The 19037-nt window shown below is 63.0% G+C and carries 19 protein-coding genes; 10 read left to right on the top strand and 9 right to left on the bottom strand.

Annotated features, from left to right (window positions below; genetic code table 11):
- Positions 1-207: 207 nt before the first annotated feature.
- The 6 genes from HZY77_RS12545 to HZY77_RS12520 all read left to right on the top strand — a co-directional run bounded on the left by HZY77_RS12545 (position 208) and on the right by HZY77_RS12520 (position 6504).
- The gene (locus HZY77_RS12545; RefSeq protein WP_296815283.1) at positions 208-903 is read left to right on the top strand and encodes a PEP-CTERM sorting domain-containing protein; all 696 of its coding nucleotides are present in this window, start codon (positions 208-210) and stop codon (positions 901-903) included.
- 894 nt (positions 904-1797) lie between these two features.
- Positions 1798-2001 (top strand): hypothetical protein, encoded by a 204-nt coding sequence (locus tag HZY77_RS12540; RefSeq protein WP_296815280.1) that lies wholly within the window; start codon positions 1798-1800, stop codon positions 1999-2001.
- 847 nt (positions 2002-2848) lie between these two features.
- Positions 2849-3184: a hypothetical protein gene (locus tag HZY77_RS12535; protein WP_296815277.1), complete on the top strand. Its 336-nt coding sequence runs from the start codon at positions 2849-2851 to the stop codon at positions 3182-3184.
- A gap of 10 nt (positions 3185-3194) precedes the next feature.
- Positions 3195-3461, top strand: coding sequence for a UBP-type zinc finger domain-containing protein (locus tag HZY77_RS12530; protein WP_296815274.1), 267 nt, complete (start codon positions 3195-3197; stop codon positions 3459-3461).
- Between the two features lie 15 nt (positions 3462-3476).
- Positions 3477-5327, top strand: a complete 1851-nt coding sequence (nhaA, locus tag HZY77_RS12525; protein ID WP_296815270.1) for a Na+/H+ antiporter NhaA — start codon at positions 3477-3479, stop codon at positions 5325-5327.
- A 34-nt stretch (positions 5328-5361) separates the two neighbouring features.
- On the top strand, positions 5362-6504 hold the full coding sequence (locus HZY77_RS12520) for an aminotransferase class V-fold PLP-dependent enzyme (protein ID WP_296815268.1): 1143 nt from the start codon (positions 5362-5364) through the stop codon (positions 6502-6504).
- Here HZY77_RS12520 and egtD read toward each other — a convergent pair.
- Both egtD and egtB read right to left on the bottom strand, forming a co-directional pair.
- The gene (gene egtD / locus HZY77_RS12515) at positions 6501-7391 is read right to left on the bottom strand and encodes an L-histidine N(alpha)-methyltransferase (protein ID WP_296815264.1); all 891 of its coding nucleotides are present in this window, start codon (positions 7389-7391) and stop codon (positions 6501-6503) included. The genes HZY77_RS12520 and egtD overlap by 4 nt on opposite strands.
- A 72-nt stretch (positions 7392-7463) precedes the next feature.
- On the bottom strand, positions 7464-8750 hold the full coding sequence (egtB, locus tag HZY77_RS12510) for an ergothioneine biosynthesis protein EgtB (protein WP_296815261.1): 1287 nt from the start codon (positions 8748-8750) through the stop codon (positions 7464-7466).
- Positions 8751-8904: 154 nt separating this feature from the next.
- On the opposite strand from egtB, the gene HZY77_RS12505 reads away from it, so the two are divergent.
- From HZY77_RS12505 to HZY77_RS12495, 3 genes are all read left to right on the top strand, one after another.
- Entirely contained in the window at positions 8905-9852 is a 948-nt protein-coding gene (locus HZY77_RS12505; RefSeq protein WP_296815258.1) for a DUF5996 family protein, read from the top strand.
- Between the two features lie 96 nt (positions 9853-9948).
- Positions 9949-10605: a glutathione S-transferase family protein gene (locus HZY77_RS12500; protein ID WP_296815254.1), complete on the top strand. Its 657-nt coding sequence runs from the start codon at positions 9949-9951 to the stop codon at positions 10603-10605.
- 4 nt (positions 10606-10609) lie between these two features.
- Positions 10610-10936, top strand: coding sequence for a hypothetical protein (locus tag HZY77_RS12495; RefSeq protein WP_296815251.1), 327 nt, complete (start codon positions 10610-10612; stop codon positions 10934-10936).
- A 25-nt stretch (positions 10937-10961) separates the two neighbouring features.
- Here the strand turns inward: HZY77_RS12495 and msrB are convergent, their stop codons facing one another.
- Positions 10962-11447 (bottom strand): peptide-methionine (R)-S-oxide reductase MsrB, encoded by a 486-nt coding sequence (gene msrB, locus HZY77_RS12490; protein WP_296815248.1) that lies wholly within the window; start codon positions 11445-11447, stop codon positions 10962-10964.
- A gap of 35 nt (positions 11448-11482) precedes the next feature.
- Positions 11483-12148, bottom strand: coding sequence for a peptide-methionine (S)-S-oxide reductase MsrA (msrA, locus tag HZY77_RS12485; RefSeq protein ID WP_296815245.1), 666 nt, complete (start codon positions 12146-12148; stop codon positions 11483-11485).
- A 300-nt stretch (positions 12149-12448) separates the two neighbouring features.
- Between msrA and HZY77_RS12480 the strand changes: the two genes are divergently transcribed.
- The gene (locus HZY77_RS12480; RefSeq protein WP_296815241.1) at positions 12449-13684 is read left to right on the top strand and encodes a diguanylate cyclase; all 1236 of its coding nucleotides are present in this window, start codon (positions 12449-12451) and stop codon (positions 13682-13684) included.
- 41 nt (positions 13685-13725) lie between these two features.
- Here the strand turns inward: HZY77_RS12480 and gtfA are convergent, their stop codons facing one another.
- From gtfA to HZY77_RS12455, 5 genes are all read right to left on the bottom strand, one after another.
- A complete protein-coding gene (gtfA, locus tag HZY77_RS12475) occupies positions 13726-15168 on the bottom strand; it encodes a sucrose phosphorylase (protein WP_296815237.1) in 1443 nt (480 codons plus the stop codon).
- Positions 15169-15235: 67 nt separating this feature from the next.
- Positions 15236-16741, bottom strand: coding sequence for a glucosylglycerol-phosphate synthase (ggpS, locus tag HZY77_RS12470; RefSeq protein ID WP_296815233.1), 1506 nt, complete (start codon positions 16739-16741; stop codon positions 15236-15238).
- Positions 16698-17060 carry an HAD family hydrolase gene (locus HZY77_RS12465; RefSeq protein WP_296815230.1) on the bottom strand — a complete coding sequence of 121 codons (363 nt, stop codon included), beginning with the start codon at positions 17058-17060 and terminating at the stop codon, positions 16698-16700. Before HZY77_RS12465 ends, ggpS begins: the two co-directional genes overlap by 44 nt.
- Entirely contained in the window at positions 17033-17488 is a 456-nt protein-coding gene (locus tag HZY77_RS12460) for an HAD family hydrolase (protein WP_296815228.1), read from the bottom strand. Before HZY77_RS12460 ends, HZY77_RS12465 begins: the two co-directional genes overlap by 28 nt.
- Positions 17481-18671, bottom strand: a complete 1191-nt coding sequence (locus tag HZY77_RS12455; RefSeq protein WP_296815225.1) for an NAD(P)H-dependent glycerol-3-phosphate dehydrogenase — start codon at positions 18669-18671, stop codon at positions 17481-17483. Before HZY77_RS12455 ends, HZY77_RS12460 begins: the two co-directional genes overlap by 8 nt.
- Positions 18672-19037 lie beyond the last annotated feature (366 nt).

Raw genomic sequence — 19037 nt, 5'->3', positions numbered from 1 at the left:
CGCGGTTTTGTCTGCGAATGATTGAACCGCCATGCCTGCCCTGCCGCGCGTCATCGGCATGCAGGCCCGGATAGACCGGCAAAGAACGCCGCACCGTCCGTTACCGGACGACCGGACAGCAATTGTCATTGCAGATCGGCATATCGTTTGATAGGGTTTGTCGCCGGCCCAGATACCGGCCTACCCTCATCAAACTGACTCGCCACCATGCCCAGCAAACTCGCCCTCGCCACAGCCGCCTCGCTCTGCGCGCTGTTCCTGCCCGTACCGGTCCACGCGGTAACCACGACATTCTTCGACGCTTCGCAGACGATGACGCTGGTCGCGTCGGGCACGACCTCCGACACGATCAGCACCGAGGGCTATCTGTTCACCTACACGCTCGACAAGCTGTTCACGGGCGGCGTCGGCCTGACCACCCCGATCGGCCGCACGCAAATCGTCCAGTGGCCGACCGGGCTGCATGCGCAGGCGGTCACCAGCGGGCCCGTAACCGGGCCGGCACAAATCACGATCCGGCGCGTCGACGGCGGTGTGTTCGACCTGGACGCCCTGAATTTCAAGCTGCTGGCCAATACCTGGGCTACCGGCGCCGACCTGGAAATCACCCCGATGCTCGACGGCAACGACGGGCCGCAGGTCTTCCTCGACGCGTCAGGCAGTTACTCGAACACGTTTTCCTACAGCACCACCCTGTCTGATTACCGCGGCTTCAATACCTCCACACTGAAGGGCTACGACACCTACAACCTGTCGCTCTTCGTCGACTTTGCGCTGACCGGCGTCACGCTGACCGACCCGTCGCTGCTGCCCGTTCCCGAGCCCGAAACCTACGGCATGATGCTGGCTGGATTGGGCCTGGTGGGGCTTGCGATGCGGCGACGGAAACAGGCCGCAGCCTGATCCAGACGAACATGCGGGACAAGAATGGGGGCTTCGGCTCCCTTTTTTGTGCCCGGGCAAGGATGCTCGCGGATGGATAGGCGGATGCGGAAGGGATGAAGCGGTAGTCGAGTAACGGGCGGTGGATGGCTGAGATCGGCCAAGAGCGGACACTGGTGGGAAGCAGGCCGAGCGTCTGTTATTTGCTCTGAGCGGTCAATGATCAACCTGTATTGGTGGGCCGCATGAACCTACTTATATGATGACCCCTTTGTAGAAAGGGAGCTCGGGAAGATGAATATGGAAGACCATCAAGAGCAGGGCAATAGGACTAGGCCGTCACAATGGCGACTTGTGAGTCTGGCACTAGGTCTTGCGGCTCTCCTGAACAGCATTGGCTCATTTGTTGGCTTTACTCAGTTGCTGAGGCCCACACGGTGGCTGCTCTTGCCGTGGCTCTCAGACAGCAGCCTGACAGATGTATCACCATTGGCTGTTCAGGTTATGCGACTTGGGATTGATCTATGGCTACTCGCATCCGTTCTGATGATGATTTTTGGATGACAGGCCTGCACACGAGAATCGTGGCTCGTCGGCGCGTTGCCACATCGCTAGGAATAAACCTTATGTGGCTAGCATGGGCAGCCCTAAGTTTTCTTCCATATCTTGTGGGTCAAAAATATGGCCATGGGAAGGCGCGAGCGCCCTCATGTTCGTAATTGGCCTTTATGCGTTGCCAATTGTTTTGGTTTTGGCTTTGTGGTCATTTGTTGCAGCAGTCGGCGAGCTGACTGCTTTGGTTGGACAAAGTACTTTAGCCCCCTCTATTTACCTAAGAAGCTTCTTGCCTGGGCAGTTATTCCGCCTGTTTTGTCAATGCTGCCCGTGTTATTTGACCCGAGCGAACCACTCACCATGACTGACAAAGCAAATGACGAATTCAAAACTCTGTGCAAAGGCGTCGGCGTCCAGTTCCTGGAAAAACCTGTGGCACCTGTGCGTTCTATAGCCTATGACTGGAATCCAGAGCGTTTGGGCTCGCTCAGCCAAGTCGATAGGCTGATTGAACTAGACGAAAAGGTCGTATTCTCGGCTTTGCTGAACGCAAACGTCCCTTAGAAGATTCAAGTAAGATACCAGTTTTTGATTTTACAGAAAGCCGCGCTCCACGTGCCGGGTACGCTGTGATAGATCCTGCCGCTCCTGAGTTTCGTGCTCCTCCTGTCGGTGATGCCGCTAACGCCCCCTACATCCATTTCCCGATTTCAGTTCACAACAGCCTTTCTACGGTATCGACTCTTTAAGTGCGGATATTCTGGCTTTCATCGATGTCGACAAACCTAGTGAATTGCATAAAACGCCCATGCATACAGGGGCCATACGTTACCAAAACACTCTGACAGATCGCCGCTCAGGCGCCATCCTGGGCATACAGACCTATGTGGTTGACAGTGCGAATAAACGCGCATGTGGTGCCAATGTTGGAAATACGATTAGCCAGAATGCATTCATTTACGATGCCATCCATCGTTAAACACTTTTAGCCGAGCATGTATGCTCTCGTGCACAACCATGCCAAAGGTAGCCGATCGGCCGCGAATGACTGCTTCGGGCGACGACCGGACCTAGGTGGCGGCCAGTCTGACTGGCCCTTCAGGGTCGGGTGCCGTCCCTCACGACGACGGAAGCGGACGTTCAATCAGCCCACCCCGTCAACGTCAGTAATCTGTGCGATACCGGACGTTTAACTCAGCCAACACCACCGGCAGCAAAGGCCGACAACCGGACATCGGCACGACCAACCCGAAGGACCGCTACGGGTCGAAGGCGGACTTTCACACTCTGCCTCAGCTGTCGTAGCTTGCTTTGTGTATTCCTTCCGCTGTGCCGGGCCAAGTTGGCCGCGACACTGGCGACATGATCGCCCTCGGGCAAGCAGCCGGCGCTGCATGACAACGACTTCCGCGTGTGGGATTCGCTGGCGATCTGTGAATGCCTGAACGAGCGCCTTCCCGGGAAGCAGCGTGGCCACCTGACACGGTCGCTTCAGCGTCTGATGAAAGTGATGACACCAAGTGGAAATTGTTGCAGCAGGCTCTACCCTGAAGAAATGTTTCCGGAAGGCGGCGCATCATTCTGCGGCCCATTGGCCGCTCGGCTGCGCGCCCACCTGCTCGAAACCAGCGTACCCGGCGTATTTGCGGCCGGCGGCATCTGCGCCGGCAATATCAAGCGGGTAGCATCCGCTGCCGGCGAGGGATCGATTTCAGTCTCGTTCGTACATCAAGTCCTTCACGAATAAAGGAGAAACCATGGCAGACCCCTGCGACCATATCGGCGCGATCACGGCCGTCAAGCATGCGAAAAACCAGGTATGCGAGGAATGCATCAAGACGGGCGACAGCTGGGTCCACCTGCGGACCTGCCAGACATGCGGTACAACCCTGTGCTGCGACAACTCGCCCAACCGCCATGCCACCCGGCATGCGCAGATGAGCGGTCATCCGGTGATTGCGTCGGCGGAGCCCGGGGAGCGCTGGCTGTACTGCTATCCGGATGACGCTTTCGCGGATTACTGATCCACGCGCGAGCCGATGACCGAAGCCTCGGACTTCGCGGCAACGGGCGTACGCCTCGACCGCCCGGTCGACGACGAGCTGGACCACATTCTCGGCCCTGCGCAGGCGCCGATCACGCTGGTGGAATACGGCAGCTACGCGTGCCCGCACTGCCGGGCGGCCAATGAACGCATTACCGAAGTCCGCAACCAGCTGGGAGATCGCCTGCGCTACGTGTTCCGCCATCGGCCGCTGATCGGCAGCGACATCGCGCGGCCTGCGGCCGAATTGGCGGAGTCGGCCACGAACCATGCGCAGTTTTGGGACGCGCACGTGAGCTTGATGACGCGATCGCCGCACTTGACCGAGGACGATTTGCAGGCGGTGGCGGACACGCTGGGCCTGACACGGCTGGATGCCGACGCGGCGCGCGAGGTGGCCGAACGGGCGCGACAGCGCGTGGCGCGCGACATCGACAGCGCACAGGCCAGCGGCGTGCGCTACACGCCGACGTTTTTCATCAACGGGCGCCGCTACGATGGGCCCTGGGACGAGAGTTCCTTTACCGATGCGATGCTGGGCTCGCTCGGGCATCGCGTTCGCACGGCCGCACTGAGCTTCGCGAGCTGGGCGCCGTCGGCCGGCATCCTGCTGCTGCTGGCCTCCATCCTGGCCATGGTCCTCGTCAATTCCCGGCTGGGTGCCGATTTCGAAGCCTTCTGGCACACCGGATTCGGGTTTTCCTTCGGCGAAACCGGCTTCCGGATGTCCTTGCTGCACTGGGTCGACGATGCGCTCCTGACGATTTTCTTTCTCGTCGTGGGGCTCGAAATCAAACGCGAATTCACCGTCGGCCACCTGGCCAGCCGCCGCGCGGCCGCCTTGCCCATCGCGGCCGCGATCGGCGGCATGGCAGTGCCGGCGCTCATCTACCTGGCACTCATCCCGACGGGCCCGTGGTCGCTTGGCTGGGGCGTGCCGATGGCGACCGATACCGCATTCGCCGTGGCCCTGATCGCGGTGCTGGGCGCCCGCGTGCCGGTGGAGCTGCGCATCTTCCTGACGGCGGCGGCCATCGTCGACGACATCGGCGCCATTCTCGTCGTGGCCATCTTCTATTCCGGCGATCTGCATGCCGGCTATCTCGCCGCCGCAGCCGCCCTCACCGGCGTACTGGCCCTGTTGAACCGAGCGGGAATCTATCGTGTCCTGCCCTACATGCTGACCGGGGTTGCGCTATGGGCCTGCGTGCAGGCCAGCGGCCTCCACGCCACGCTGGCCGGCGTCATCCTGGCCGCCTTCATCCCCACGCGTCCGCCGCCCGACTACACGACCCTCGCGATGCAGGCCGAAGCGATCCTGACGACCGAGGCCCGGCACCGTGGCGAACAATTCCGCCGCGGGCCGTCCGCCCCCGCACTGGAGGCGCTGGACGCGATCCACGATCGACTGGAATCCCCGGCGGGCCGCATGCTGCGCAATGCCGCGCCGCGATCCAGCTATCTGGTGCTGCCGATCTTTGCCCTGGCGAATGCCGGCGTCCCCATCAGCACGGATGTGTTCAGCCAGCACGGCATGCTCGTGTTCGCCATCGTGGCCGGCCTGTCCGTCGGCAAGCCGCTGGGCTTCATCCTGGCGTCCGCCCTGGCCGTTCGCCTCGGGCTCGCGCACAAGCCCGAGGCGTATTCCTGGCGGCAGCTCGCGGGCGCCGGAACCTTGGCCGGCATCGGCTTCACCATGTCGCTCTTCATCGCCGGGCAGGCGTTCNCGCTTGCCGGCGACTTTGCCGTCGCCAAGATCGCGGTGTTCGCCGCCTCGGTGTTGTCGTCCGTGCTCGGCGTGGCGATGCTTTGGCGCACGCAGGCACGAACAACACAAGCGGCATAAACTGGCTTCCGTCACATCCACCTCCGCAGCCGACATGCATCCCAGCGACTTCAGCGATGAATTTCCGCTCGATCCCGGTCTGATCTATCTCAACCATGCGGCGGTGTCGCCCTGGCCGCGGCGTACGGCAGAGGCGGTGAAACGCTTTGCCGAGGAGAACCTGCATCAGGGCGGGCGCGATTACCCGCGCTGGCTGGAAACGGAAACCCGTTTGCGCGAACAATGCCGGAGCCTGCTCAACGCCCCTTCCGCTGACGACATCGCACTCCTGAAANACACGTCCGAAGCGCTATCCGTCGTGGCGCATGGCCTGACTTGGCGTGCGGGCGACAACGTGGTCATCAGCGACCAGGAATTCCCCTCCAACCGTATCGTCTGGCAGTCGCTGCAGGACGAAGGCGTGGAAACCCGCTGCGTCGACTTGGCGCGCGGCGCATCGCCCGAACAGGCGCTTGACGCGTGCATGGACGGGCGCACCCGCCTGCTGGCGATCAGTTCGGTGCAGTACGCCAGCGGACTGCGGCTGGATCTGGCACAGCTGGGCGCATACTGCCGCGCGCGCGGCGTGCTGTTCTGCATCGACGCCATCCAGAGCCTGGGCGCGCTGCCGCTGGATGTCCAGGCCTGCGGCGCGGATTTCGCGATGGCCGACGGCCACAAATGGCTGCTCGGGCCGGAGGGCTGCGCGGTGTTCTACGCCCGCGCCGAGGTCCGGGATCGGCTACGGCTCAGGCAGTACGGCTGGCACATGGTGGAACACCCTCTGGATTTCTCCCGCCACGACTGGCAGGCCGCGGCGAGCGCCCGCCGCTTCGAATGCGGCAGCCCCAACATGCTCGGTATCCATGCCCTGAGCGCGAGCCTTGCGCTGCTGGCCGAGGTAGGCATGGCGACGGTGGCGGCGCGCGTGCTTGAAAACAGCGCCTGGTTGATGGAGGCCTTGGGCGAACTGCCCGGCGTCGAGATTCTCACCCCGCGCCAGCCCGGACGTTATGCCGGCATCGTCAGCTTCCGCCATCGCCGCATCGACGCGGCAGACCTGCACCCGCACCTGCTTGCGCGAAACGTGATCTGCGCCCAGCGCGGCGGCGGCGTGCGCTTTTCGCCGCACTTCTACACCACCGAGGCGCAATTGTCGGCTGCGGTTGCCGCGGTGGCAGAGGCTATTTCCGTTTAGACGGGTTGCAGGCAATGAACGCTGAATAGCGCGTCGTCGTCCTGCCATACGCGCAGGCTGGCCAGCCCGGCTTGTGCCGCCAGTGTCCGGAATTCCTCGACGCTGAATTTATAGGAGTTCTCGGTATGGATGCTTTCGCCGGCCTGGAATTCGAAGCAGCAACCGTCGATCCGGACGCGCTGCGGTACGGTGGCGATCAGGTGCATCTCGATCCGACCCAGTTGCGCGTTGTAGAAGGCTTCATGGCGGAAGGCCGTGAGGTCGAAATCGGCATCCAGTTCGCGGTTGATCCGCGCCAGCAGGTTCAGGTTGAACTGCGCGGTGACACCCTCGCTGTCGTTGTAGGCGGCATGCAGGCGCGACGGGGCTTTCTTGAGATCGACGCCGATCAGCAACCGGCCTTCGGGGCCGATGATGTTGGCGATGCGCCGCAACAGATCGCAGGCCTGGCCAGGATCGAAATTGCCGATGCTGGAACCGGGGAAGAAGGCTGACCGCCGCTTCGCGGCGACGACACCGGGAAGCGCGAGCGGCTTTGAATAATCAGTACAGATCGCATGCACCTCCAGTTCTGGATGGTCCTCGGCGATGGCCCCTGCGGACAATCGGAGCGGCTCGCGCGAAATGTCGATCGGCGCATAGGTCTGGGGCTGCAGCGCATCGAGCAGCACGCGTATCTTGGTATCGCTGCCGCTGCCGAGCTCGAACAGCAGGCCGTCGTTGCCCAGCATGTCGGCCATGTCTTCGCCATGCCGCTGCAGCAGATCGATTTCGGTACGCGTCGGGTAGTATTCCGGCAGCCGGGTGATGGCGTCGAACAGTTGCGATCCGCGTTCATCGTAGAAGAATTTGGGCGACAGCTGCCGGGGTCTGGCGCAGTCCGGCAATGACGTCCGAATGGAAGTCCTCCGGCTCGGGATGCAGATCATGGAAGTGAAAATTCGGAAGCGCCGTTTCCATCATGCGTCCTCCGCCAGCCGGATTCCCTGGAACTGCCAGCGATCATGAGGATAGAAGAAGTTGCGGTAGCTGGCGCGAACATGGTCGGCGGCGGTGACACAGGCGCCGCCGCGCAACACCATCTGGTTGCACATGAACTTGCCGTTGTATTCGCCGAGCGCGCCNTGCGGTGGGCGAAAGCCTGGATAGGCTTGATAAGGCGAGGCGGTATGTTCCCACACGTCGCCGTACATCTGCAGCAGACCCTCCCCTGGCAGTGCGGGTGCCGGATGCAGCCTGCCGCTGTCGCGCAGGTTGCCGCCAACGGCCACTCCGCGCGCCGCGATTTCCCATTCGGCTTCCGTAGGCAGCCGTTTGCCTGCCCAGGCAGCATACGCATCCGCTTCGTAGTAGCTGACATGACAGACCGGCTCCTCCAGGTTCAGCGGGCGCATCCCGCCGAGCGTGAAGTGCCGCCATGCCCCGTCTTGCGATTCCCAGTACAGCGGGCTCGACCAGTGCAGGCGCCTCGACGTCGCCCAGCCGTCGGAGAGCCAGAATGCGGGATTGTCATAGCCGCCGTCCTGCATGAATGCGAGGAACTCGCCGTTGGTCACAGGGCGCGAAGCCAGGCGGAACGCGTTCAGATAGACCCGGTGGCGGGGCTTTTCGTTGTCGTAGGCGAAGCCGCTACCCTGATGGCCGATCTCGTGGATGCCTCCGGGAAGCGCGATCCAGTGCAAGGGCGGCGCAGCGGCAGGTAAGGTTTCGGGCAGGTCGTCGCGGTAGGCGGGACGCAACGGATTGGCGCTGAAGTTGAGCTTGATGTCGGTCAGCAGCAATTCCTGATGCTGCTGTTCGTGGTTGAGGCCGATCTCCAGCCGCTGCTCCAGGACCGGCCATACGTCGCCGCCGGCACGCTGCAGCAGGGTCAGCATGTGTTCGTCCACATGCGCCCGGTAACGGATGATGTCGTCGACGTCCGGACGCGACAGAAATCCGCGTTCCTGGCGGGGATGGAATTTTCCGATCTGCTCATAATAGGAATTGAACAGATAGCCGAATACGGGATGGAATTCCGCGTAGCCCGAAAGATAGGCCTTCAGCAGGAAGGTCTCGAAGAACCAACTCACATGTGCCAGATGCCATTTGGCCGGGCTGGCCTCGGGGGCGGTCTGGATCACATGGTCTTCGCGCGTCAACGGTGCGCATAGCGCTTCGCTTTGCTGTCGCACGTTCAGATAGGCGTTCGACCAAAAGCTGCGCTGTTCATCCGGCGATGCCGGCATTGAGTCGGGAATGACCATGGTTCCTTGGTTTGCCTGCTTGAATGTCAGAACATCGCGTGGTCTTTGTCCCGTGCCGGGCCTGTCTGGATGGCCCTCCGGTGCACACACTGCGACGCATAGTCTACTAGGATCATAGTTGGCCACTTGCGCTTGTAAAGTTCGAGGGGAAATCATGGACATACAGACCGCCTCCCATACGGAACCCTGGCCCAGCCTGCCGCTTGAGGCCTGGCGCGACACCTATGCAACCTTGCACCTGTGGACCCAGATCGTCGGCAAGATCCGGCTGGTGCAAAGCCCCTGGGTCAACCATGCCTGGCATGTCACGCTGGTTGTGACGGCGCGCGGCCTCACCACCACCTCCATCCCGTATGGCACCCGGACGTTCCAGATCGATTTCGACTTCATCGCGCATCGATTGACGATACAGTCGAGCGATGGCGGAATGGCGTCCTTCTCGCTCCAGGCGCAATCGGTGGCCGCGTTCCATGCGCGCCTGATGGCCGAACTGGATGCGCTCCAGCTGCATGTGGAACTTCACCTTCTTCCTTGCGAAGTCGCCGACCCCCAACCCTTCGACCAGGACGAAACGCACTGTGCCTACGATCCGGAGTTTGCCGCCCGGTTCTGGCAGGTCCTGGTTCAGGCGGACCGGGTATTCAAGCAGTTCCGCACGCGCTTCATGGGCAAGTGCAGTCCGGTGCATTTTTTCTGGNGGGCGCCAGACCTGGCCGTGACACGTTTTTCCGGGCGACCGGCCCCACGGCATCCCGGCGGCATTCCGAACCTGCCGGACTGGGTGACGAGGGAAGCGTATTCGCACGAAGTCAGCAGTGGCGGATTCTGGCCCGGCGGCGGCCCGATTCCCTATGCGGCGTTCTATTCCTACGCCTACCCGGAACCTGCAGGCTACGCCAAGGCGAAGGTCGAGCCCGCTGCCGCCTTCTACAGCACCGAGCTTCGCGAATTCATCCTGCCCTACGATGCCGTGCGACAGGCGGCGGCACCGGACGACGCACTGCTCGCCTTCCTGCAAACGACTTATGACGCTGCGGCCGACCTGGGCGCCTGGGATCGCGCATCGCTCGAACGGGATGGCGATTCGATCGGCCCAGCCTGATAATGTCCAACCGAACAACTCGCAAGGCCCGGCCGATTCCGCGCGTCACCCGAATAGCCTTGCGTTCCATCCACATTCATTCCGGATCGATCTGTCATGCCATCGCTTACCCTCGTCATCGGCAACAAGAACTACTCGTCCTGGTCGCTACGGCCCTGGCTGCTGCTGCGCCAGGCAGGCATTCCCTTCGAGGAAGTGCGCATCCCGCTGTACACCNCCGGGTCGACCGAGGCACTGGCGGCGTGGTCGCCTTCGGGCAGGNTGCCGGCACTGCATGACGGCGACCTCCGGGTGTGGGATTCGCTGGCGATCTGCGAATACCTCAACGAGCGTTTTCCGGACAAGCAGTTGTGGCCGCTCGACGCAGCGGCGCGGGCGGTGGCGCGCGCGGTGAGCGCGGAGATGCACGCGGGCTTTCCGCTGCGCGAGCACATGTCGATGAACATCCGGGCACGGCGCCCGGGCCAGGGACGCACGCCGGAATGCCTGGCGGATGTCGCGCGCATCCTGGCGATCTGGACGGAGTGCCGCGCGCGCTTCGGCGCTGGCGGCGATTTCCTGTTCGGGCGTTTCGGCATTGCGGATGCGATGTATGCGCCGGTGGTGCTGCGCTTCCAGACCTATGGCGTGGCGCTGGAAGGCGCGGCGCGCGACTATGCGGCGGCAGTGCTGGCGCTGCCGGCGTTGCAGGAATGGGTGACAGACGGCGTGGCGGAGACTGAACGCATCGCGGCATTCGAACGCGACGAATGAGGCAATGGGACGCCGGGACCACTATCACGTCTATGTGATCGAATTGTCGAACGATGTGCTTTACGAAGGCCGGTTCAAGAAAGCCAACCCCGGTTATGTCATGGGCAAGCCCTGTCTCTATGTCGGGATGACGGGGCTGGATCCCGATATACGATTCGACAAGCACAAGGCCGGCATCCAGTCCAACCGATTCGTCAAGGAATACGGCCTGCGCCTGCTGCCTGAGCTTTATGAGCTCTACGGTCTGCTGTCGTATGAAAACGCCCGCACCCTGGAGGTTGAGCTGGCGATCGATTTCCGTGAAGCCGGATACGGGGTATGGCAGGCGTGATCCGGATGCTGCACGAGCGCCACGGTCACGCCTTGTCGGGAATGAACGTCAGCACCGCACCATTGTTGCAGTAGCGCAGGCCGGTGGGCTTCGGCCCGTCCTTGAAGACGTGGCCATGGTGGCCGCCGCAGCGTGCGCAGTGGTATTCGGTGCGCGGCAACAGCAGTTTCAGGTCGGTCTTGGTTTCCACGTGTCCCGGAAGCACATCGTAGAAGCTGGGCCAGCCGGTGCCGCTGTCGTATTTGAACCGGGAGGGGAAGAGCGGCAGTCGGCAGGCCGCGCACACGTACAGGCCGCTGCGCGTTTCATGGTCGAGCGGACTGCTGAAGGGCCGCTCGGTCCCCTCCTCGCGCAGGATGTCGAACTGTTCCGGCGTAAGCCGCTTCTTCCACTCGGCGTTGCCGAGAACCAGCCGGTCGATGCGTTCCGCCGCCCATACCGGCCCGGGTAGCGCGAGCTGCATGAGCACCGGCACGCTGGCCGTCAGTTTGATGAATGTTCGTCTGTCCATGATGGTTCACCTCGTCCGAACCGGTTCGCTCCAACCTATCTGTCCACATACCAGGCCGGGAACTGTTGTCGCAGCGCGGCAATCTTCGGCAAGTCGTTGATGACGATATACGGCTGGTTGGGATGGCGGTCCAGATAGTTCTGATGGTAGGCCTCCGCATCGTAGAACCCATTCAGCGGCACGACCTGGGTGACGATGGGGCGCCTGAACACGCCCGCTGCCTGGAGCTGGGCAATGTAGCCGTCGGCCACGCGCTTCTGGTCGGCGTTGGCATAGAAGATTGCCGAACGGTATTGCGTGCCGGTATCCGGCCCCTGCCGGTTCAATTCCGTCGGATCGTGCGCGACGGAAAAGAACACCTTCAGGAGCTGCCCGTAGCTGATGCGCGCGGGGTCGTAGAAAATATGCACCGATTCGGCGTGGCCGGTCCGGCCGCTGCTCACCTGGCCATACGTGGCCGTATCCGCGTTGCCGCCGGCGTAGCCCGACACCACCCGGGTGACGCCCTTGACATGCTCGAACACACCCTCCATTCCCCAGAAGCATCCGCCGGCCAGCACAGCCGTCTGCATGCCGCTCACGCCGGCGAGCGGGGTGTCGACGGCCGGATCGGGCAAAGGCGTGGCGGGCGACGCGTACGAGCCCCCTGCCAGCGCAATGCCCAGGATGGATGCGATGACTGCAGCAACAAGACGGTTCATGATGCATCTCCTTTGCTTCGATTCGGAAGATCAGCCGGGCGCGCATGCCGGGACGCCATGGCTTCATCCTATCCTTGACCAGCGTCCTTGGGGAATCAGCTTTCTTTCGACCTCGTATCCGGGGACATGGTTTCCTTGGCCACGCCTGCAGACAGGCTCCAGTGCGCACGAATACCGGTTGATCTGGCTCGATGGCCCGCTAGTATTCAGGCCGTTACCCGAGAACTTTCTGTAACCTTGCTACCCCAATGGGCACCTCTGCCCGGATTGTCTTTCATGCGCCAGAACACGAATGCCCTGATGTCCCGTCTTGCCGCAGCACTGGGAATGAATTCGGGCACCCTGCCCGCGCTTGCCGATATCGATAGCTCCGTCTTCGCCGGTTTCAGGCAGGTGCTCCAGAAGGGCCTGCTGATCTTCGCGCTCATCATCACGATCCTGTTTGCCATGATGTTCTACCAATACCAGCGTTCGGCCGAGGCTGTCCACTCGGTGGAGCACACGCGCCAGGTCATCGCCTACATCAACGCGCTGCGCACCTACCTGCTCAACCTGGACAATGCGGTCCGCCAGTATGCCGATTCGCAGAACCGCACCGATCTCGATCCCAGCCTGATCTGCCGCCCATCATCGTGCCCCAGTGCCGGACAGCTGATTGCCTTGATCGGAAACGACGGTCCCCAGGCCGCTCGCCTGGCTCCCCTGCCGGCCTTGCAGGCGGCCCTGGAAACCGGATTCAGCGCGCTGCAACAGGGCACGACTGGGNGCGGCACCCTGCCGCCCGGACAGGAACTGGGCGGATTCGACAAATCCGCCATCGAACAAATCCATCGCATTCTGATCGAAGCCGAGCGGGAAGAGCTGAATCAGCTGGAAACGCGCGAAGCGGCACGCGTCCATGGCGAAAGCCTGTCGTCGGCACTGCTGGGAATCGCTGGATTATGGACAGGCCTGGCATTGTTCGGGTTGTACCGGGAAACCGTTCGTCTGATCCGGGCAGGTATCCATGCCGAGCAGACGATCCGGCAACTCAGCCTGCGCGACCCGTTGACGGGGCTTGCCAACCGGCGTTTCCTGCAGGAAAACACGCGACATATGATCGCCGGCGCGCGCGCGCGGACGCAGATGGCAGTGCTGGCTGTCGATCTGGACAATTTCAAGGCCGTCAACGATCAGCACGGGCATGCGGCGGGCGACACGGTGCTCGTGACAGCGGCCCAGCGGATGAAGCAGTTGCTCCGCGAAGCGGACGTGATCGCCCGCTTTGGCGGAGACGAGTTCGTGATCGTGCTGGTTCAGGTCGACGATACGGAAGCCGCGCGCGAGGTGGCACGCCGCGTGGTGGACAACCTGCGGCAACCTATCCCGTTGGCGGGCGGGGCCAGCGCCCACATCGGCGCCTCCGTGGGTATCGCCATGTGCTGCGAGGACGGCGACACGCTGGATGCCCTGCTGAAGAAAGCCGACGCGGCACTTTACGCCGCGAAACGTGACGGCAAGGGCACGTTCCGCCAGGCCGACGCCCAGCCTGCATAAAACCGTGCGGCAGCCATCAGGCCGCCTGGGTCCCCCATACCCTAGCAGCGCATGCTCAGCCAGCGTCTGGATTTCACGTCCACGTAGCCGATCGTCGCCTTCTTGAAGTTGAGGTCGACGAACAGCTCGCAGCGCCATTCACCGTTGCGCCAGCACATCGCCACGCTGCTGTCGTTCGAGTACATCAGGTGGAACACGCCGTCGAACGCAGGATAGCTGTTGCGGAACTCCATCAGCTTGAGCAGGCGCCGCACCACGGGTGACTTCACGGCCTCGTCGACCTCGGCCGCGCTGTAGCGGTGGCGGTTGATGTCGCGCTGCTCGCCAGTGGCTTCCAGTAATTCCTGGTCGTTGCTGCCGGCGAGCAGGCCGACGTAATAGACCTGCGGGATGCCCGGCGCGAAAAACTGGATCGCGCGCGCGGCGATGTAGGCGTCGTCATTGCGCTTGAGCGCGTCGTAGTAAGTGCAGGTGAGCTGGTAGATCGCGCCAACGCTGTGCACGTTGGCGGCGGAACGGCGCAGGATGGGATCGGCCGAACGCTGGCTGACGTTGTTGATCACCGCCTGGATCTCGGTCTTGGGCAGCACGCCCTCGACATCCGGGATGCAGATGCCGTCATGCGTGTCGAGCACGGTGAGCTGATTGCGCGGACACATGCGCAGCCACTGCTTGAGATAGACGCTGTTGGCGTCGAACAGCGAATACAGCAGCAGCGGCGCCAGCGCGAAGCCGTAGGGATGCATGCCGTGCAACGCGATGGCGTACTGGAAACTGGCATGGTCGTGCACCTCGGGCAGGGTCTCCGCGCCATGTTCACGCGCCACGCCGTCGATCCACTTGAGGATGTCGTAGACGTCCGGCTCGACCAGGAAGCAACTGGTGCCGATCTTCTTCGTGGTGTAGCCGAACGCGTCGAGGCGGAACAGCTTCACGCCGCGCGCAGTGAGGAATTTGATGGCGTCCTCCATCAGCGCGTAAGTCTTGGGCGAGTTGTAGTTGAGGTCGATCTGGTGTTCGGTAAAGGTGCACCAGACGCGCCCACTCGTGCCATCGGCGAAGCTCACGTCGCGGAACGGTTCCTTTTCCTTGCGGATGTGGATGCGCGCCAAGTCGTCCTGCGAGATCGGCCCGAGCTGGTCGGCGTGCACGAACAGGTCGGCGTACTCCGAATCGTAGCCCTTGGCGACGAAGTCCTTGAATTCCTCGGATTCGTCGGAGATGTGATTCAGGGTCAGGTCGAGGCAGAGATCGAAGCGCGCAGAGATCTTTTCGATGTCGGCCCAGGTACCGTACTTCGGGTCGATTTCCTTGTGCGTCAGCGGCGAAAATCCACCGTCGGCGTTCGACGGATACGGCGGCAGGATATGGACACCGCCGATGGCCTTCGAGAAGTGCCGGTCGATGAGGATAGACAGTTCGGCCAGGTTGGCGCCCATCCGGTCGGGATAAGCGATCAGCTGGACCTGGTTGCGCAGGGTCATGGGAGGATCCTCGGGTGAAGTGCTTGCGCAGGCACGGGGCGAACAGGAAATGCGGGCGGCCCGAGCGTCAGGCCGCCGCGCGGTTGTCGGCGGGCTGCAGGCGGAGCTGTTCGAACAATGCCAGCACATGGCCGGTCCAGTGCCCGATGTCATAACGATCCATGAGTGCATCCATGCGCTGCATGCGTACGCGCTGTTCCTCACGCGGCATGTCCAGCGCGCGGTCGATGGCAGCGTCCATCTGGACGAGACTGTAGGGATTGACTAGCACCGCGTCCTGCAGCTCGACCGCCGCACCGGCGAATTCCGACAGCACCAGCACGCCGCTTTCGTTGACGTGGGCGGCGATGAATTCCTTGGCGACCAGGTTGAGGCCGTCGCGCAGCGGCGTGATCCAGCAGATGTCGGCGGCGCGGTAGTAGCACAGCGTGTCGGCGAACGGCATCGGCGTGGTCGACAGCAGGATGGGCTGCCACGACAGGGTGCCGATGTGCCCGTTGATGCGGCCGACCAGCTGCTCGATCGACTGCTGCGCCTTCTTGTAGGCGCGCATGCCGTCGGCCGCGGCCACGGCGGTGACTAGCAGCTTGACCTTGCCGTGCAGCTCGGGGCGCCGTTGCAGCAGCCGTTCGTAGGCCATCAGCATTTCCCGGGTGCCCTTGGCGTAATCGACGCGGCCGATCGAGACGATGATCTTTTCCTGCGGGATGTCACGCCGGATTTGCGTGACCTGCGCCAGCTTGTCGTCCTGCTGCACCGTCTTGCGGATCAGCTCGGCGTGGGTGCCGATGGGNAAGGCGTCGATCCGGATCTGTCTGCCGCCACACCGGATCGACACCGGCGTCACCGGTTCGGACAGTGCCGTTCCAGTGGCACGCAATTCATCGGATACCTCGCGCTCGACCACCTCCTCCACCGGGCGCAGCGACTGCACGGTGGCGACGAAATTGCGCGCGTAGCGCGGAATGTGGAAGCCCACCAGATCGCAGGCCAGCAGGCTGTCGATGATCTCGTCGCGCCACGGCAGGATATTGAAGACATCCGCCGGCGGAAACGGCGTGTGATGGAAGAAGGCGATGCGCACATCGGGACGCATCTCGCGCACGAACGTCGGCACCAGCCACAGGTTGTAGTCGTGCACCCAGACCACGGCGCCGGGCGCGGCTTCCTCGCAGGCCGCTTCGGCAAACAGGCGGTTGACTTCGCGGAAGGTGGCCCAGTCGCAATTTTCGGTGGAGTACAACGAGGGAAANCTGTTGAGAATCGGCCACAGCGCCTCCTTCGAGGTGACATGGTAGAACTGGCTGATCTGTTCGCTGGTCAACGGCAGGCGCACCACTTCGTAGCTGCCATAACCGTCTTCCACGGTGATGCGGCGTTCGAATTTCGGCGGCTTGCCGGCTGGTGCCTTNTTCCAGGCGATCCAGCTCGCACGCTCGGTCTGCCCGATGAAGCCCTTGAGCGCGGGCACGATGCCGTTGGGGCTGGCATTTTCCCGGAGAACGGTCCTGCCGCCGACGACATGCTCCTCATAGGGTTGTCTGTGATAGACGATGACCAGTGATGAAGCCATGGGAGTCCTCCGTTCGGTGAAAACGCTGCAGTGCGTCGAGCACGCCGGCCGCGCCCGGATGCGGACTGCGGTACACGTTGCCATGCTGCTGGATGGCCGTGTCGAGCGCGGCCTCACGGTTGCCCACGGCCACGCCGGCCAGCCCGGTGTCGAACATGGACAGGTCGTTGAGCGTGTCGCCGGCCACCAGGGTGCGGTGCGCAGGCAGGTTCAGCGCCTGCAGGGTGCGCAGCAGGGTGGGCCCTTTCTGCACGCCGCGCGGCAGCACGTCGAAGTACAGGTTGTCCGAGATCAGGACATCGAAGCCCAGCCGCTGCACGTCGTGCCGGGCGGCCGTCGCATGGGCGTGATCCTTGAAGTAGTAGGAGCGGCGACGTCCCCGACGATCGGCTGCTCGCTCAGCCCCGGATGCTGTTGCATGGCCGCGCCGATGCGCGCGTGCGCATCGGCCGGCCAGTTGGCGTCCAACCACTGCTCCAGGTGCGGCAGCGGCTCGTACGCGGGTCCGCAGGCGACGCTGGTGCCCACATCACCAACCATGTGATCGGGCTGTACCGGCAGTTCGTCGGCCAGCCCGCGCATGAAGTCGATGCCGCGCCCGCTGACGAAAATCAGCACGATCTCGTCGCGCCGTCGTGCAATCCAGTCATACAGCGTGGTGCGCTGTGCGGCGCTGCCGCCTAGAAAAGTGCCGTCAAGGTCGGTCGCCAGGACGGTCCGCGGCGCACCGCAGCCCGCCTTACACATAGCTGAGGCTCCAGGGCTGCATGACAGGCCGCGTCGTTTCGCTGCCGCGTCCGATCCCTGACTTGAGGCTGCGTGGGCGAGGCATGCGTGCCGCAGGTGCCACCGCGCTCCGCGTGGTGTCGTGCAATAGACGCTGCAAGGCCTGTTCGACCGGAACGCGCTGCTGCAACACATCGCGCACGGCGGCCGCCACGTTCAGACGCAGGCCGAATTTGCGTTCGAGGATCTGCACCGACATCACGCTGACGGCGCCTTCGGCCAGTTCGCCAGTGGCGTCGAGGGCNTGAGCCCCCGGCCGTCCGAGCCGCATTCCCAGACGCGTGTTGCGCGATTGTTCGGATGCGGCGGTGAGGAACAGGTCGCCCACGCCGCTGCATCCCAACAGAGTCTCGACGCGGCCGCCCATGGCCTGGGTGAGACGGCGCATGTCGTCGAGCCCGCGGGTGATGATCCCGGCACGCGCGTTTTCGCCCATGCCCTGCGCCGTCGCCATGCCACAGGCGATGGCAACCATGTTCTTCAGGGCGCCGCCCACCTGCGCCCCGATGACGTCCGAAGTCAGTTCCAGCGTAACGCCGGCCCGTGCAAGCTCCTGCATCAGGCTGCCCGCGACACGCTGCGCATCCTGGTATTGCGCATGGTTACGCGCCAGTGCCGGCATGGCCAGGGTCAACAAGGTGGATTTGCCACTCGCCACCTCGTCGGCAAAACTCGGTCCGCCAATCGATCCGGTCAGCATGATCTTGCCCAGTTCCTCGTCCAACACACGGGTCATCAGCGCTCCACTCCCTTGCTCGATCCCTTTGCTGGCGGTCAGCACCACCGTGCCGGGCGTCATCAGCCCTGCGGCTTTGCGCGCAGTATCCCGCGTCGCGGCCGACGGCACGGCCAGGATGACCAGTTGCGCGCCATGCAGGGCATGCGCCAGATCGTGTGTTGCACCCAGGCCGGACGGCAGATCGATCTCCGGTAAACAGTGTGGATGATGGTTCCGGTTGTGAATTGCCTCGGCGATTTCCGGGCGCCTCGCCCACAGCCAGGTGGGGATGCCGCCGCGCTGCAAGGCACTGGCCAGGGCAGTGCCCCAGGCGCCGGCGCCCAGTACGGCCGCACAAGCCAGGGGCGGATGCCGGGGGCTCGAAGCAGGTGGAATGGGGTCGAAACCTTGGAACATGTCAGGCATGAAGTCTCCAAAATCGGGGCGGCGGTGAGGCACGCTCGTTGGAAGAAGGCCAACGTAGGGTTGGCACGCTCGGTGAACTGCACAAATTCGCGCAGCCCTGACGCCCGGGTATCGGCGGGGATACCGCGAACGTGGGGCGATGTCTCCTCCATGAAGACATCAACGCCGGGAGTGGCAGAGGAAATCACAGTCGCAGGAAACGACCGAGCTATTTTTGTTTATTAATCAGCGGTTTTTCCGGGAAGCCGCCATAACACGTGTGCAATATCGTTTTGTACAAAATCATTTTAATGCAAATTCCCCGCCAAGTAAATCCCGGGGCTAGGCTCTCCCCGAGATCGGCGGCGTGCAACTGCTGCAACTGCG

The sequence above is a fragment of the Thiobacillus sp. genome, assembly GCF_013693775.1.
Taxonomy (GTDB): domain Bacteria; phylum Pseudomonadota; class Gammaproteobacteria; order Burkholderiales; family Thiobacillaceae; genus Thiobacillus.
Note: the sequence above shows the minus strand (reverse complement) of the source record. Positions and strands in the feature narration are given on the sequence as shown.